Genomic DNA, 15,358 nt, shown 5'->3' with positions numbered 1-15,358 from the left:
GTGCCGCCGGTCGCCGAACATCATGTCGCGGATGATCAGTAGGGACCACTTGTCGCCCAGCACTTCCAGCGAGAGGTTGATCGGGCAGCCCGACCGGTGTTCGTCAGTCATTCCAGCCTCCTGGTTGCAGTCTACAACCGGTTCCGCTAGCGTCCTAAACCAGTTGCAAATCAAAACCGGATTTGGGGGTACGAGATGAGCCGAGTAACCGCCGACATGTCCGTCTCCGCTGACGGATTCGCCGCCGGACCACACCAGACGCTGGAGAAGCCGTTCGGCGACGGCCCGACCGACGAGCTGCACCGGTGGATGTTCGAGACGCCGGAGGAGAACAGAGCCGAGCGCGACGCGATCACCGACGCCGGCGCGTTCATCATGGGCCGCAACATGTTCGGCCCCTCGCGCGGGGAGTGGGACCTCGACTGGAGAGGCTGGTGGGGCGAGGACCCGCCGTATCACGCGCCGGTCTTCGTGCTGACCCATCACGAGCGCGACGACCTGCCGATGGCGGGCGGGACGACGTTCCACTTCGTCACGGGTGGGATCGACGAGGCGTTGAAGCGCGCCCGGGAGGCGGCGGGGTCCCGTGACGTGTCGATCGCCGGCGGCGCCGCGACGACCAACCAGTTCCTGGCCGCGGGCCTGATCGACGAGCTGCGGCTGCACGTCGCGCCGGTGGTGCTCGGGGCCGGCGAGCGGATCTTCGACGGCGTGTCGCCGCGCACCCTGACGCTGGTGTCGAGCCGCGCGGCCTCCCTGGTCACCCACGTCGTCTACCGAGCCGGCGCCTGACCAGCCGTAACCAGATGTGGTAGCCCAGCCGGGCATCCGGGTCTCGGATTGCCCCGCGGGCTACCACTTTTGTTGAGAGGGCACCGCGGCCAGGCCCGGAAATGCGGCCGCGGCGCCCTCTCCGTCAGAGGCGCTGCCAGAGCGCCGGCACGTTCGGCGGCTCCCAGCCGGGCAGCGCCGTGTGCGCTTGGAGGCACTTGTAGCTGACGCCGCCGTAGGTGGCCGTCGCGTTCACCGCGTACGCGGTGTAGGCCGTCCACGTCCCACCCGCCGGCGGTGTCGTCGGCGGGGTGGTCGGCGGTGTCGTGGGCGGGGTGGTCGGCGGGGTCGTCGGGGGAGTGGTGGGCGGGGTCGTCGGCGGCGCGGTGCCGCAGGCGTACACCTTGAACTCCCACAGCGAGTAGCCGTACGGCGTGCCGCGCTCGGTGCCGTAGAGACGCACGTACCGTGCGGTGCCGCTGAGCGCGTGGCTCTCCACGCCGCCGGTGCGTCCCGTGGCGTTGACCGCGGTGGTCCAGCTGCTGCCGTCGGTCGACGTCTCGATGCGGTACGCCCGGCCGTACGCCGCCTCCCACGACAGCTCCGCCCGCGCGAGCGGCCGGGCCGCGCCCAGGTCCACCTGGATCCACTGCGGATCCGCGAAGGCCGAGGACCACCGGGTGGCCGTGTTGCCGTCGACCGCGTTCGAGCCGGCGTAGGCGGCCGACTCGTTCGACGACGTGGTGACCGTACGGCCCTGCGACGCCAGCGTGCCGTCCGTGCAGCCCTCGGTCGGCGGCGGCGTGACGACACCGCCACCGGTCGCGTTGCCGCCCGACCAGTTCTGCGCCCCGGTCGCCACCGTTTTGCCGGCCGGCACGGCCACGCTGCGGCCGTCCGAGAAGGTCACGGTCAGCGCGGCGTTGGTGATGTTCGATGCCACGTACGTCTTGGCGCCGCTCTTGGTGAACACCTTGGCCAGCGGGTGGTTGGCGGTCACCGAGGTGTCCACCTGGCCCAGCGCCGCGAGGTTGCGGATCCAGTGGAACGTGTGCGCCTTGCTCTCGCCTTCCTCGGACGTGTAGTTGGGGTCGGCCCGGAACTTCGACAGCGCCGCGTCCGGGTCACCGAGCGCGAGATACTGCCAGAGCATGTCCTTCCACAGCGCGGGCTCGGCGCCCTTGTTGCGGACCATTTCCGCGTACGTGCTGCGCACCGTCGCCGGGTAGTCGCCGAGGTAGAGCTGGCCGCCGGTGATCGGCAGCATGTTGATGCCGACGATCATCTCGTGCTCGCCGGAGAACCAGGTCGCGTACGCGCCGCCGGAGCCCCACACGATGGCCGTGTAGTTGTGCCCCCAGCTGGCGGGGAAGTTCTCGTTGCGCACGTCGAACCAGTACTCGTTGATCGCCGCCGCCTGGGTCGTGTGGATCCAGATGCCGGCGTCGCGCACCGCGTTGTTGCCGGTGGCCTGACCCCACTGGATCAGGGCGTTGGCGAAGTTCTGACCCTCCGAGGACGACTCCTGGTTGTTGCCCGCGCCGAACGCGCCGTGCCCGGAGGCCCAGTCGTGGCCGGCGTAGATGTCGAAGTCCCGCAGGTACGGGAACCGGGTGTCGTTGCGGTCGTAGTTGTTCGCGTCCCGGATCAGCAGGTCGACCATGCCGCCGTAGCGCGCCGACGACGCCCAGGTCGGGTCGAACTTGGCCAGGGTGGCGGCCGCGGCGACGAAGTAGCCGTAGTGGAAGTGGTGGTCGTTGAGGTCCTCGTCGGACGCGTACGACGCCGGGTAGCCGATCAGCGTGCCCCAGTTGCGGTCGTAGTAGAACAGCCGCGAGGTCTTGCCGGACGAGGCGGTGAACCAGTCGGTGATCCGGGTGCGGATCAGGTTGAGCGCGGCGTCGCGCACCGCGGTTAGGTTGAGCTGGTCGGCGATCTCCGCGATGCGGGCGGCGCGGCCGAGGCCCTTGCCGGTCCAGTACGTGTCGTCGCCCTTGAACTTGGCCGGGTCGGCGAGCTCCGCCTGCAGGTAGTTGCTGATCGTGGTGAGGTCGGCGCCGCTGGAGTCCCCGACGGCAGGGATCTCCGGGAGCACGCCGGTGTAGCGCATCACGGTCCGGAACGACGTGCCGGTGACGATCTTCATCGCGCCGCGCGGCGACACGTAGGTCGGTGCGAGCGGCGTGCTGCCGTTGAGGTAGCGCCACTGGTGCGGGTAGAGCGCGATGACCGTGCCGGCGCCGCTGCCCTCGCGCGGGGTGACGGTCAGCTGGTACGTGGTGCTGACCGTGCCGGCCGCCTGGTCGTACGTGTAGGACATCCGGCTGCCGGTGACGTGGTTGTGCGCGTACTGCCCGAACTGGTCGGCCAGCGCGATCTTGTCCGCGGTGCTCGTGCCCGACGTGGTCGGCAGCACGGCGACCGAGAAGTACCCCTTGCCGGCCAGCGAGGACCGGATGGTGGTCCCGCTCAGCGACCAGGTCGAGCCGGCCGGGCCGTACGCGACGTAGTCGTGGCCGCCGATCGACCAGCCGATCCGGTTGCCCGAGTTCTGCCACGCGGTGGGCGGGCCGACGACCGAGATCTGGGCGTCGCCGCCGGTGACCTGGTAGTAGGACAGCGGCAGGCCGTGGCCGATGGTGGCCTTCATGGTCCGCGCGCCGTCGCTCCAGTACGGCGTCACGGTCCAGTCGGTGTAGCCGTCGACCAGGGCGCGCGGCGCGTTGAGCCCGGCGACGCCGACGAGCACATGCTGGGCGTACGGGTAGTGGTACTCACCGACGCCGGTCGCGCTGCCGCTGATCGCCGCGTCGGTCTGGTAGGAGAGGCCGAGCCCGCCGGCGGACGGGCGGTAGGCGGCCGGGCCGGCGAAGAGCGGCTGCGAGAAGTTGCAGTCGTCGCCCTTCTTGAAGACCAGCGAGGACCACCAGTCGTTGGTCGGCACCGCGCCGGCCGGCGCGTTCGAGGTGAGGAACTGACGCGGGTTGGTCGCCAGGTCGCCGCAGCCGGTGGGGAGCTTGGCCCCGGCCGGGAGGGTTTCGGTGTAGCTGCCGGCGCCGACGGTGCCCGCGTCGGCGGTGGACGAGAGGACGACGGCGAGCGTGCCGCCGGTGATGGCGACGAGGGACGAGAGGACGAGACCGGCGAGCCGGCGTCGGGGGCTGCGCATGGGGGATGCCTCCGAGGTGGGGGAGAGAGCGCTCTCCAGGGTGCCGGAACCCTAACCAGGCGCAGTGGCGTCCGTCAATCAACAGTGGCCCCTCGGCGAGCTCGGCGCTGCCGGACCGCGTGATCAACTCCCGTTTGCGGCCTCTTCCTCGACGCGCTCCTCGCCCCGCCGGCGCAGCATCTTCAACCCCGGCAGGCCAGCGATCGCAAGCCGCAGATCCTCGGTCACCTCGAGCAACTTGTGCAGGTCAGGGCCCACCTGGTCGAGCTTGCCGAGCAGCGGCATCACGTCGTCCACCAGATGCTAGCGCAGCTCCGGGAAGGTGTCGACCATCTTGATGGCGGCGGTGATCTCTTCGGGCGACAGCTCGTCCACGAACCGCGCGGCCAGCGGCGCCGCCTTGCGCAGGGTGCCGCTGTAGTCGTGCAGCATCCCCTCGGCCTCCCCGGTGGCGTTGGCGATCCGGACCACGACGGCCGAGGCCGCGCCGGTGGCCGACGCCGCGTCGGTGATGATCGAGGTGGCCGCGTCGGTGGCGGCAGCGGCCGAGCCCACCACCCGGCCGGCGCCGATGGCCACGGACTCCGCCTCACCGACCACCCGCGCGGCGCCCGCGGCCGTGGCCTCGGCCTCGAGCACGACCCGGCCGGCGGCGGCCGCGGTCGCCTCCACCCCGTCCATGACGCGGCCCACCCGCACGACCATCGCCTCCGCATCGTCGGCGACCACGGTGAGGCGGGTCGTCAGCAGCTCCGCCTGGCCGAGCAGGCTCATCACCCGCACCGGCACCGTGGCCGCCGTGGCCACCGTCTCCACCACCTGACCCACGGCGGCGCGGGCGAAGTCGACGAGGGCGAACGGGGACGGGATCATCGAGGCCATGGGCCCATTGTGCCCACCGAGGGCCCGCTCTACCGTGCGTGTGCGGATTGCGGCACTCCGTCGAAAGTTGAGGACAATCTCGCGCCGGAGCCGTCCCGGGGTGACGATCCGGCCATCCGGCACGGCAATATGCATGGGTGCTTCGTACGCGGACCCTGATTCTGGGCATTGCAGCTGTCGTGATCCTCGGCGGCGGCGCGCTCGTGGCCGTGGGGATGAGCGGTGACGGCGAGGGCGGCCCTGGCGTCCCGTCGCTGTCCGGCGTCTTCGGCGGCTCGCCCAGCCCGACCGCCTCCCCGACGCCCACCGGCCCGAGCCCCGAGGAGTTGCGCAAACAGAAGCGGGCCAAGCAGGTGAAGGCGCTGGACGCCGCGCTGAAGAAGTACTCCGCCACGGTCCCCGAGTTCTCCGTCGCGGTGCTGGACCGCAAGACCGGTGAGACCTACGCATACCGCGGCTCGGAGAAGTACGAGACCGCCAGCGTCGTCAAGGTCCAGGTGCTGGCCTGCCTGCTGCTCACCGCGCAGGGCAAGGAACGCGACCTGACCTCCGACGAGCTCGCTCTGGCCAAGCGCATGATCCGGGCCAGCGACAACGACGCGACCACGGCGCTCTTCGGCCGGCTGGGCAGCGCGAGCGGCGTCGGCCGGTGCAACAAGCGGCTCGGCCTGACCGAGACCAAGGTGAGCGGAGCCTGGGGCCTGACCCGCACCACCGTGCGTGACCAGGTCAAGCTGCTCGGCGAGCTGGTCGACACCAAGGGCCCGCTGGACTCCGGCTCCCGCAAGCTGGCCTTCTCGCTGATGAGCACGGTGCAGCAGGACCAGGACTGGGGCGTGCCGGCGGCGGCCGAGACGGGCGAGGCCTTCACGGTGAAGAACGGCTGGCTGTCCCGCTCGACCGAGGGCGGCCGCTGGATCATCAACTCGGTGGGCCGACTCACCGGCGACGACGTCGACGTGTCGATCGCGGTGCTCTCCCACAACAACGCGACCATGCCGAGCGGCATCACGGTGGTCGAGAAGACGGCAAAGCTGACCCGCCAGTACCTGAAGTACTGACTCGGTCAGGCCAGGGCGGTCATCGCCTGGCCGTGGCCTCTCGTCCAGTACTGCGGCTCGCCGTCCAGGGCCAGGACGTTGTGGGCCAGGTCGCTCGGTGGGGGTGGCAGGTCCGGGTACGGCAGGACGGCCGGGGACTCGTTGGCTATCCAGTGTCCCGGGAGGGTCCGCACTCGCTCGGTGAACCTGGCTCGGCGGTCCGCCGGCACCAGGTAGAGCACCGAGCTGTGGAAGACCACCAGGGTCGCGCCCGCCGGGGCCCGCGCCGCCAGCGCCGGCAGATCGTCCACCAGGTCGCCCTTGACCAACAGCGGTGGGTCGGCCGCCGCGATCTTCGCCGCGGCGCGCAACCGGGCCCGGCGATGCTCGTGCTCCGGCCAGATCAGCGCGTCCAGCCACGCCACGTCATCCTCGGCCGTCACGTCCAGCGGATTGAGGTCCAGCCCGGCCCGCCACACCACCTCGGGGCGGGAGTCCGGCAGCGGGACCCCGTCCGTCGAGCAGTCCAGCACCGGCTCGCCGGCGCCCAGCTCCACCGAGCCGTACCGGTACGAGTAGCGGTCCGGGTAGAGGCACAGCCCGGCCGACGCGCCCACCTCGATGAGGGCCAGCGGCTGCGGCAGCGCGGCCAGCACCGGCAGCAGCACGGCGCAGCGCCCGGCCTCGTTGGTCTGTGTCACCCGGACCCGCATCTCGGCCGCGATCAGCGGCCACTCGGCCAGCACGAAGGACCGGAACGACGGCCAGTCGCCGACCGGCCCGCCGAGCAGCCGGACCGCGCCGAAGAGCAGGTTGGGCTGCCGCGAGCGCGGCGGCAGCGCCTCGATCAGCGCGAGCACCTCGGGATCCTCGGCGACCGCCAGGGACAGTCGTTCGTAGAGCGGCGACACCCCGCGCGCGTCGACGCTGCCGAACTCGCGGTAGACGGTGGCGACCGTCATCGCTCGGCCGCCCGGGCATCGCCGGCCGCAGTGGAGGGTTCGACCGCCTCAGCGGCGCCGGCCGTCGCGGCGGGGCCGGACACCTCGGCCGGGCCGGGCACCGAGGCCGGGCCGGACACCTCGGTGGAGCGGGACGCCTTGGCCGCCCGGCGCTTGTTCACGAAGCCGACCGTCTGGTTGACCACGAGGATCAACGCGACCGCCGCCACCACACCCTGCCAGGGCTCGGGGAAGATCGAGCCGCCGGCCAGGCCGATGCCGGCGTAGACCGCCGACCACAGGGCGCAGGCCGGCAGGTTGGCGATCACGAAGGTGCGCCAGGGCAGGCCGAGGAAGGCGGCGGCGAGCAGCACGGGTACGCGCCCGCCGGGAATCAGCCGGGACACCAGCAGCACCGGGATCTGACTTCGGCGCAGCCTCTCCTTCACCGCGGCCAGGTGTTCCTCGTCCCGCAGCCAGCGCAGCCGCCGGGCCAGCTTCTCGCCGCCCTTGCGGCACATCGCATACATCGCCAGGTCGCCGACGTAGGCGCCGGCCGCGCCGAACGCCACCACCAGGACCACGACCAGCGGCTGCGAGTGGAAGGCCAGGGCGGCCGCCCCGCTGACCGCCGCGCCGGTGGGCACGATCGGCACGATCGCGCCGAAGGACACCACCACGAACAGCCAGGCGAGCGAACCCAGTCCGGCGATCACGCGTCGTCCCCGGCTGTGCCGCTGCCGGCGCCCGGTCCCACGGACGGCGCTGACGGCGCGGTGAACCCGGGACCGTCCGGAGCGGCGGCCGGGATCGTCAACGTCTCGCCCTGACCCAGCACCCGCACCCGGGCGTCCGGCGCCGCCGAGGCGGCCTGCTTCGCGAACTCCTCGCCCGGCCCGGAGAACATGTGCTGTCGCAGCCGGCCCAGGCCGAACGGCCAGAACGTGCCGTAGTGCACCGGGACGGCCCACGCCGCGCGCACCCGGCGCAGCGCCTCGGACGCCTGAGCCGGGTCGAGGTGCTCGTGCGCGTGCAGGGTCGGTCCCCACCCGCCGACCGGGATCAGCGCCAGGTCCAGCGGCCCGAGGTCGGACATCTCGTCGAACAGGCCCGTGTCGCCCGCGTACCAGGAACGGGCGGCACCCTCCACGACGAACCCGAGCGCGGGCGCCTGGAGCTTGGACCACGGCCCTCGCCCGCCCGGATGGGCGGCCTTCACCGCACGCACCCGGACCGCGCCCACCTCGGTCTGCTCGCCCGAGGCCAGCTCGACGCACCGCCCGCTCGCGCCCCGGCCCAGCCCGCGGGTGATGAAGGCGGCCGACCCGCGCGGCACGATCAGCAGCGGCTCCCCAGGGATCAGTCGCAGCGAGGCCAGGTGGAGATGGTCGGCGTGCAGGTGGGAGAGCAGCACCGCGTCGGGCGGACCGGGCAGCTCCGGCCGCGGACCGGCCATCCGCCGCAGGTGGGCGAGCCGGTCGGTGAGCACCGGGTCGGTGAGCAAGGTCGTGCCGGTATCGCTCAGCCACATCGTGCTGTGCCCCCACCAGGTGACGCTTGTCTCGCTCACGCTCACACGGTACCCATGCCGAGGTGTGACCGTTATCCAGCTTGGGCACACTGAGCCGCGTGACTGGACCCCGTTCCGCCGTAGTGGTGAACCCCGTGAAGGTTCCCGACATGGATCTTCTGCGCCGCACCGTCTGCGGCGGCCTCGCCGACGCAGGCTGGCCCGAGCCGAAGTTCTTCGAGACCACCCCCGAGGACGCCGGCCGTGGGCAGGCCACGAAGGCGATGGAGGAGGGCGCCGAGCTGATCTTCGCCTGCGGCGGCGACGGCACGGTGATGGCCGTGGTCACGGCCCTGGCGGATACGGACGTGGCGCTGTGCGTCCTGCCGGCCGGCACCGGCAACCTGCTGGCCGCCAACCTGGGCCTGTCCACCGACGCGGCGACCGGTGTCGAGGTCGCGCTCGAGGGCGGCCGCAAGCGCATCGACGTCGGCGCGGTCGAGGACCAGTGCTTCGCGGTGATGGCCGGGATGGGCTTCGACGCCGAGATGCTCGACTCGACCTCCGAGACGGCCAAGAAGCGGGTCGGCTCGCTGGCGTATGTCGCCGGCGGCCTCAAGGCGCTGCGTCGCAGGCCGATGCGGGTGCGGGTGGTGCTCGACGGCGGTTCCCCGATGCCCCGGCGGCCGCGCGCGGTGATCGTCGGCAACGTCGGCCGGCTCCAGGGCGGGCTGCGGCTGATCGAGGACGCCAAGCCCGACGACGGCAAGCTCGACGTGGTCATCCTCAGCCCGAACAGCATCGGGCACTGGCTGCAGCTCGGGTGGGCGGTGATCCGGCGGCGCAAGCGGGTGCCGCGGATGGAGTCCTTCACCGCCGAGCGGGTCGAGATCCAGAGCAACCGGGCGCAACCGCGACAGCTCGACGGCGACTTGATCGACCCCGGCAAACTGATGAGGGTCCACGTCAAGCCCCGAGCGTTGTTGCTCTGCGTGCCCCGGCCGGCGTCCGACCCCGACCTGGCGTACGACGCGTCCGCCGTCGAGCAGAACGCCGAGGAGGTGCGCGCCGCCGCCGAGGAGAAGAAGTGAGCTCGACCGAACCCGTGCCCGAGACCCGGATGATGCCGGGCGACGAGCTTTCCGCCGACGACGCGTTGCAGGCGCTCTGGCACTACGGCCGCTGGCCGCTGCTGCGGGACGCGTTCGTCCGTTTCCGCTACGGCGACGGGTTCAGCCACTCGCGGGCTCTCGCGTTGCAGCTGTGCCTGGCGATCGTGCCGTTCCTCATCGCGCTCTCCGGCCTGGCCACCGACCTCGGCGCCGATGAGGGCGGGCAGATCGTCGCCGACACGGTCGTCGCGCTCACCCCGGGCCAGAGTGAGCCGCTGGTCCGGGACCTGTTGGAGAGCTCGGAAGGCAATGAGGAGGCCGGCGAGTTCGCGCTGGTGCTCGGTCTGATCACCGGGGTGGCCGCGCTCACCCAGGCGATGGCGCAGATCGAGCGCGGCGCCAACCGGATCTACGGCGTCGAGCGGGACCGGCCGGCGCTGAAGAAGTACTTCCGGGCCACCATCCTGGCCCTGGTGGCGGGCCTGCCCGCGCTGCTCGGCTTCCTGCTGCTGGTGGGTGGCCGCTCGGCCGGCGACTCGCTGGCCGCCGAGCTGGCCTGGGGCGGTGCGACGCGGACGGCCTGGGACTGGGTCCGCTGGCCGGTGGCCCTGGTGCTGATCGTGGTCGCGGTCGGTGTCCTCTTCGAACAGGCGCCCCGGCGTAAGCAGCCCGCGTTGTCGTGGCTGTTGTTCGGCGCCGCGGTGACCACCGTGCTGTGGTGGGTGGCCAGCCTGGCGCTGGCCGGGTACGTGCGGATCAGCGATGACTTCAACGCCACGTACGGCCCGCTCACCGCGATCATGGCGTTGCTGCTGTGGGCCAACCTGACCGGCATCGCGGTGTTCTTCGGGCTGGCCTTCGCGGCCCAGCTGGAGGCGCAGCGGGTCGGCGTGACCCGGCCCGCGCTGGCCGATCGCTGGCACCCGGGGCAGCACTCGGATTGACGCTCGACCGCATCGGGTAACAGCGGCGCATGTCCGACACCCTGACGCCGCAACGCACCGGATGGGCGCCGGCCCGACACTTCGCCGAGCGCAGCATTCTGGGCCTGTTCGTGGTGGCCGCGGCGGGGCTGGCCTTCGGTGTGCTCCTGCTGCTGGTCCGGGTGCGCTGGGGGCCGCTGACCGGGTTCGACGGGGGGATCGCGGACGCGCTCAACCGGCTCGTGTCCCCGCACCCGTGGGTGGTTGACGCTCTGCGCGGGGTTTCGCGGCTGGGCGGGCGGCCCATCATGCTCTGGCTCGTCGTGATCGCCGTCGTGCTGTTGCTGATCCGGCGGCAGATCCGCCTCGCGACCTACCTGGTCGTCGCCGGCGTCGGCGCGCTGGTCCTCGACCCGTCGCTGAAGATCCTGGTCGGCCGGCTGCGCCCGGTCGTCGAGACGCCGGTCGCGACGGCGCCGGGCAACAGCTTCCCGAGTGGGCACGCTCTCGGCTCGCTCGTGGTCTACGGCGCGCTGACCCTGATCTTCCTGGCCGCCGTGCCGCCGCGGTGGCGCAAGCTCTTCATCGCGGTGCCCGCTTTGCTGGTCCTGCTGATCGGGTTCAGCCGCGTCGCGCTCGGCGTGCACTTCACGTCCGACGTGCTGGCCGGCTGGCTGCTCGGGGCGGCGTGGCTGGGGGTGACCGCGTACGCGTTCCGGGTCTGGCGCCGCGAGACCGGCCGCGACGCGCCGCCGGTCGGGGAGGGCCTCGATCCCGGTGCCGATGTGAAGCCGGCGCCTCTGTCGCAAGGCGACCAGCATCCGTGGATCAAGACGGCCGAGCTGCTCACCGGCTGGGTGCTGGTCTTCGGCGTGCTCTTCGCTTTCGGCTACTTCCTCAACCACGTCACCGAGGGCACCGGCTTCGGTGACGCCGACGACGGTGTCAACCGCTGGCTGCAGACCTTCCGCACCGCGTCGCTGGACGACCTCAGCTTCTTCTGGAGCAAGGCGGGCGACACGCACGCGATCACGATCATCCTGCCGATCGCGTGCTTGCTCGCGCTGGCCGTGTGGCGGCAGTGGCGACCGGTCGTCTTCCTCCTGGTCGTCATGGCCGGTGAGATCACGCTCTTCCTCTGCACGGCGGCGGCCGTGGGGCGCCCGCGTCCCGAGGTCGAGCAGATGGACGGCCAGATGCCGACCTCGTCGTTCCCGTCCGGGCACATCGCCGCGACCATGTGCATCTGGGTCGCCATCGCGATCCTGGTCATCGGGCGGTTCCAGGGCTGGTACCGCTGGCTGGCGCTGGCGCCGGCGATCGTCTTCCCGCTGGGCGTCGCACTGTCCAGGATGTACCGGGGCATGCACCACCCGACCGACGTGCTGGGCGCCGCGATCCTGACGGCGCTGTGGGTCGGCCTGGTGTGGTGGGTCATCCGTCCCACCGCCACCAACGCCGGACCGCGCCCATGAAGGTGATGACCTGGAACATCCTGGTCGGTGGCGGTGGCCGGCTGGCCGCGATCGAGTCCGTCGTCCGGCGCGAGAAGCCGGACATCCTGTGCCTGCAGGAGCTGCGCGGGTGGCCGCGACGGGCGCCCGACCTGGGCATGAGCATCCACCTCTCGCCGTCGGTGTTCGGGCAGCCGGTGGCGGTGCTGGTGCGGCCGCCGCTGGTGCTGACCGACCTTAAGAAGACGCGTTGGCGCCTGCACCATGCGGCGGCGAGCGCCACGGTCGGGGATCTGACCGTGGTCAGCGCACACCTCAATCCGTTCTCGCCGTACCGCCGTTACCGGGAGGCGCGGTGGCTCTCCGCACGGTACGGCTCGCGCCGCCGGCCGGTGCTGATCGCCGGGGACCTCAACTCGCTCGACCCGGCCACCGACCACACTGCGACGATCAACCGGCTGGCGCCCGCATACCGCCGGCGGCACCTGGGCGCGGACGGCCGGCCCGACACGCGGGCGATCGCGGCCTTCACCGCGGCCGGCTTCGTCGACCTGGGACAGGGCTCGGGGGCCAGCGCACCGACGACGGGCCTGGGCGGACCGGAGTTCTCCGGCATGCGCCTGGACTACCTGCTGGCCTCCCCGCCGCTGGCCGCCCGCCTCGAGCGGATCGAGATTCTGAAGGACGCCGAGACCGACTACGCCTCGGACCACTACCCGGTGATCGCGGAGTTCTCCTGATGTTCGACGGGTTCACCCTCGACCGGGTCGAGGTCGGCGACGTCTCGCTGCGGGTGCGCCACGGCGGCTCCGGCCCGCCGGTGGTGCTCGTCCACGGCCATCCCCGCACCCACACCACCTGGCACGCGGTCGCGCCGCGCCTGGCCGAGCACCACTTCGTGGTGACCCCCGATCTGCGCGGGTACGGCCGCTCGACGCTCCCGCCGGACGCGCCCGACCACGCCCAGTCGGCCAAACGCGCGATGGCGCAGGACATCGTCGCGTTGATGGCGCACCTCGGCCATGACCGGTTCGCCGTGGCCGGCCACGATCGGGGCGCCCTGGTCGCGTTCCGCACCGCGATGGACCACCCGGCCGCCGTGTCGCATCTGGTGGTGATGGACGGCCTGCCGGTCGTCGAACACCTCGAGCGCACCGACGCGCGGTTCGCTCAGGCGTGGTGGCACTGGTGGTTCCTGGGCCAGACCGACAAGCCGGCCGAGCGCGTGATCAACGCCGATCCCGGCGCGTGGTACCGCACGCCCGCGCCGGACGAGATGGGCGAGGAGAACCACGCCGACGTGTGGGCGGCGTACCGGGATCCGGCGGTCGTGCACGGCATGGCCGAGGACTACCGCGCCGGCCTCGGCATCGACCGCGCCCACGACGAGGCCGACCGCGCCGCGGGGCGGAAGGTCCAGTGCCCGGCCATGCTGCTCGAGTCGGCCGACGACGACCTCGACATCCACGGCGACCCGGCCGAGATCTGGAAGCCCTGGCTCGTCCATCCGCTGCGGCACCGGATCATCCACTCCGGACATCACCAGGCGGAGCAGGCGCCGGGGGAGGTGGCGGACGCACTGCTGGACTTCCTCGGAAGTTAGGCGTGTGTGTCCGCGATCACCCGGTCGCGGCCGGCCCGCTTGGCCGCGTAGAGGTTGCGGTCCGCCTGTGAGAACAGCGCCGCCGCGGTGCTCCAGCCGTCCGCCATCGTGGTGACACCGATGCTGGTCGTCACGCCCAGGCGCCCGGTCACCGGCGCCCAGGTGTAGACCCGGATCCGCTGGCGCAGCTGCTCGCAGCGCCGGGTCGCCTCGGCCAGGTCGGCGCCGGGGAAGACCAGCCGGAACTCCTCGCCGCCCATCCGCGCGGCGATCGCCGGGCCGGTGGCCGCCGCGGCGAGCATCTGGGCAACCAGCTGCAGCACCGCGTCGCCGGTGTCGTGCGACAGCGTGTCGTTGATCCGCTTGAAGTAGTCGAGGTCCACGATGGCCAGTGACAGCGGCGTCCCCCGGACTTCTGCCTCGCCGAGCAGGGCGGGCAGCCGCTCGTTCACGTACCGTCGATTGTAGAGCCCGGTCAGCGCGTCCCGCTGCGCCATCTCGCGGAAGTGCTCGGTGGCACGGCGTGCCTCGGTCGCCTCGAACACCGCCTGCAGCGTGCGCGCCCGGGCCTCCCGCTGCGCCGAATGCAGCGCCGTGGCCTCCGCGTGAAAGGCCCGATGCTCCTCGTACGCCTCGCGGAACCGTCCCGTCGCGGCGAACAAGACCGACTGCTCCTCGCGGGCCCGCGCCCGCACCGCCTGCAGCCTCCGCTCGGCGCACATCCGCATCGTCGCGTCCAACATCTCCTGCGCCGCCTCGAACCGCTCCCCCCGCCGGCGCGCCTCCGCCAGCGTCAGCAGGCACTCGGCCAGCGCGTCGCCCTCGTGACCGAGCGCCGAGTCCGGCCCGGCCTCGACCACCGGCCGCAGCGTCTCCTCGATCGCGTCGTAGCGCGCGGACATCATCTCCACCCGCGCGATGGTGTCCAGTTCGTTGGCGCTGAACGGCGTACCGGACCGCGCCTGCACCACCCGCATGTGCGCGACGTGCGCCTCGGCGTCCTGCGCATCGTCCCGCTCGTAGGCGGCGTACGCCATGTTGTTCAGGATGTAGAGCGTGAGCTCGTCGTCGCCGATCTCGGCGGCGATCGCCAGGCCCTCCTGGAAACGCCGCGCCGACTCGTCCTTCGACCCGGTCTCGTCGAGGGCCGTGGCCAGCGACAGCAGGTGCCGGGCCCGGATCACCGGGTCGACGTCGTCGGTGAGGTTGGCGACGCACTGCACCGCATGCGTCAACGCGGCCGACATGTCGCCCACCTGGCGATAGAAGATGCCCAGTTCGCGATGGGTACGCGCGAGCAGGAACGGGCTCCCGTGCAGCTCGGCCCAGGCGAGCACCCGGTGCGCCAGGCGGCCGCCGTCCTCCGACCGGCCCTCACGCAGCAGGGCGCTGACGCTCAGCAGCCGCGCCCGGCAGGCCAGCTCGTCGTCGCCGAGCCGCTCGGCCTGTCGCTCCGCCTCCGCGGCCGGCGCGGGCAGGGTGCGGAACTGCGACATCGGCCGGCTCTCGAGGTCGCACAACAACGCATGCAGAGCCGCGCGCTCGTCCGTGATGAAGGCGCCGGGCGCTGCCACCTCGATCGCCACCGCGCCGCCCTGCCCCTTCGTGTCGGCCTTCGTCTCCCGCACGGGTGCGAAACGGTTGTCAGCGCGCCGTGCAGATCGGCGCGGAGCTCGCCACCCGCTCCGTCGAGTACACCACCGCGACGGTGAAGCAGTAGTCGAGTTGCTCGTTCAGCCCGTAGACGACGTAGTCCGTGGTACCGGGCGGAAGCTGCTGGAACACCCGCCGCTCCTGCCCCGCCCGCCCGCCGCTGATGGTCACCGGGCCCTCGGCGCCGGTCGGATAGATCCAGCTCATCGACACGCTGTCGCGGTTGTCGCGGAGCGTGACCTCGGCCGGTGCGCCGGCGTCGGCGGCCGCGGCGCCCGGGCCGGTCGACGCCGGTGCGCT

The 15,358-nt window shown here is 72.1% G+C and carries 14 protein-coding genes and 1 pseudogene; 7 read left to right on the top strand and 8 right to left on the bottom strand.

Going from position 1 to position 15,358, the window contains the following annotated elements; all coding sequences use genetic code 11:
• The first annotated feature begins 195 nt into the window (after nt 1–195).
• A complete protein-coding gene (locus AB0M20_RS05375; protein ID WP_364294118.1) occupies nt 196–792 on the top strand; it encodes a dihydrofolate reductase family protein in 597 nt (198 codons plus the stop codon).
• 124 nt (nt 793–916) lie between these two features.
• Here the strand turns inward: AB0M20_RS05375 and AB0M20_RS05370 are convergent, their stop codons facing one another.
• The 3 genes from AB0M20_RS05370 to AB0M20_RS05360 all read right to left on the bottom strand — a co-directional run bounded on the left by AB0M20_RS05370 (nt 917) and on the right by AB0M20_RS05360 (nt 4,822).
• Complete coding sequence (locus AB0M20_RS05370) at nt 917–3,940, bottom strand: glycosyl hydrolase (RefSeq protein WP_364294115.1); 3,024 nt, start codon at nt 3,938–3,940, stop codon at nt 917–919.
• Between the two features lie 123 nt (nt 3,941–4,063).
• The gene (locus AB0M20_RS05365) at nt 4,064–4,237 is read right to left on the bottom strand and encodes a hypothetical protein (RefSeq protein ID WP_364294112.1); all 174 of its coding nucleotides are present in this window, start codon (nt 4,235–4,237) and stop codon (nt 4,064–4,066) included.
• A 6-nt stretch (nt 4,238–4,243) separates the two neighbouring features.
• Nucleotides 4,244–4,822, bottom strand: coding sequence for a hypothetical protein (locus tag AB0M20_RS05360; protein ID WP_364294109.1), 579 nt, complete (start codon nt 4,820–4,822; stop codon nt 4,244–4,246).
• Between the two features lie 137 nt (nt 4,823–4,959).
• Here AB0M20_RS05360 and AB0M20_RS05355 point away from each other — a divergent pair, with 137 nt between their 5' ends.
• Nucleotides 4,960–5,883: a serine hydrolase gene (locus AB0M20_RS05355; RefSeq protein ID WP_364294106.1), complete on the top strand. Its 924-nt coding sequence runs from the start codon at nt 4,960–4,962 to the stop codon at nt 5,881–5,883.
• A gap of 5 nt (nt 5,884–5,888) precedes the next feature.
• On the opposite strand, the gene AB0M20_RS05350 is transcribed toward AB0M20_RS05355, so the two are convergent.
• Genes AB0M20_RS05350 through AB0M20_RS05340 form a run of 3 tightly spaced genes read right to left on the bottom strand, consistent with a single transcriptional unit; the run spans nt 5,889 to nt 8,373 of the window.
• Nucleotides 5,889–6,824 (bottom strand): DUF2332 domain-containing protein, encoded by a 936-nt coding sequence (locus tag AB0M20_RS05350; RefSeq protein WP_364294103.1) that lies wholly within the window; start codon nt 6,822–6,824, stop codon nt 5,889–5,891.
• Nucleotides 6,821–7,519: a VTT domain-containing protein gene (locus AB0M20_RS05345; protein WP_364294100.1), complete on the bottom strand. Its 699-nt coding sequence runs from the start codon at nt 7,517–7,519 to the stop codon at nt 6,821–6,823. The genes AB0M20_RS05350 and AB0M20_RS05345 overlap by 4 nt, the downstream gene beginning before the upstream one ends.
• Complete coding sequence (locus tag AB0M20_RS05340; protein ID WP_364294098.1) at nt 7,516–8,373, bottom strand: MBL fold metallo-hydrolase; 858 nt, start codon at nt 8,371–8,373, stop codon at nt 7,516–7,518. The genes AB0M20_RS05345 and AB0M20_RS05340 overlap by 4 nt, the downstream gene beginning before the upstream one ends.
• Nucleotides 8,374–8,483: 110 nt before the next feature.
• Here AB0M20_RS05340 and AB0M20_RS05335 point away from each other — a divergent pair, with 110 nt between their 5' ends.
• Genes AB0M20_RS05335 through AB0M20_RS05315 form a run of 5 tightly spaced genes read left to right on the top strand, consistent with a single transcriptional unit; the run spans nt 8,484 to nt 13,405 of the window.
• Nucleotides 8,484–9,404: a diacylglycerol kinase family protein gene (locus tag AB0M20_RS05335; protein WP_364294095.1), complete on the top strand. Its 921-nt coding sequence runs from the start codon at nt 8,484–8,486 to the stop codon at nt 9,402–9,404.
• Nucleotides 9,401–10,369: a YihY/virulence factor BrkB family protein gene (locus AB0M20_RS05330; RefSeq protein WP_364294092.1), complete on the top strand. Its 969-nt coding sequence runs from the start codon at nt 9,401–9,403 to the stop codon at nt 10,367–10,369. Before AB0M20_RS05335 ends, AB0M20_RS05330 begins: the two co-directional genes overlap by 4 nt.
• A gap of 29 nt (nt 10,370–10,398) precedes the next feature.
• On the top strand, nt 10,399–11,823 hold the full coding sequence (locus AB0M20_RS05325; RefSeq protein WP_364294089.1) for a phosphatase PAP2 family protein: 1,425 nt from the start codon (nt 10,399–10,401) through the stop codon (nt 11,821–11,823).
• A complete protein-coding gene (locus AB0M20_RS05320; protein WP_364294086.1) occupies nt 11,820–12,542 on the top strand; it encodes an endonuclease/exonuclease/phosphatase family protein in 723 nt (240 codons plus the stop codon). Before AB0M20_RS05325 ends, AB0M20_RS05320 begins: the two co-directional genes overlap by 4 nt.
• The gene (locus AB0M20_RS05315; RefSeq protein WP_364294083.1) at nt 12,542–13,405 is read left to right on the top strand and encodes an alpha/beta hydrolase; all 864 of its coding nucleotides are present in this window, start codon (nt 12,542–12,544) and stop codon (nt 13,403–13,405) included. The genes AB0M20_RS05320 and AB0M20_RS05315 overlap by 1 nt, the downstream gene beginning before the upstream one ends.
• Here the strand turns inward: AB0M20_RS05315 and AB0M20_RS05310 are convergent.
• Together AB0M20_RS05310 and AB0M20_RS05305 are read right to left on the bottom strand one after the other, a co-directional pair.
• Nucleotides 13,402–15,033 (bottom strand): GGDEF domain-containing protein, encoded by a 1,632-nt coding sequence (locus tag AB0M20_RS05310; protein ID WP_364294080.1) that lies wholly within the window; start codon nt 15,031–15,033, stop codon nt 13,402–13,404. The genes AB0M20_RS05315 and AB0M20_RS05310 overlap by 4 nt on opposite strands.
• Nucleotides 15,034–15,049: 16 nt before the next feature.
• Nucleotides 15,050–15,358 (bottom strand): annotated as a pseudogene (locus tag AB0M20_RS05305) (fibronectin type III domain-containing protein); the annotation flags it as partial.

The organism is Actinoplanes sp. NPDC051633, from assembly GCF_040681735.1.
GTDB lineage: Bacteria > Actinomycetota > Actinomycetes > Mycobacteriales > Micromonosporaceae > Actinoplanes.
Note: the sequence above shows the minus strand (reverse complement) of the source record. Positions and strands in the feature narration are given on the sequence as shown.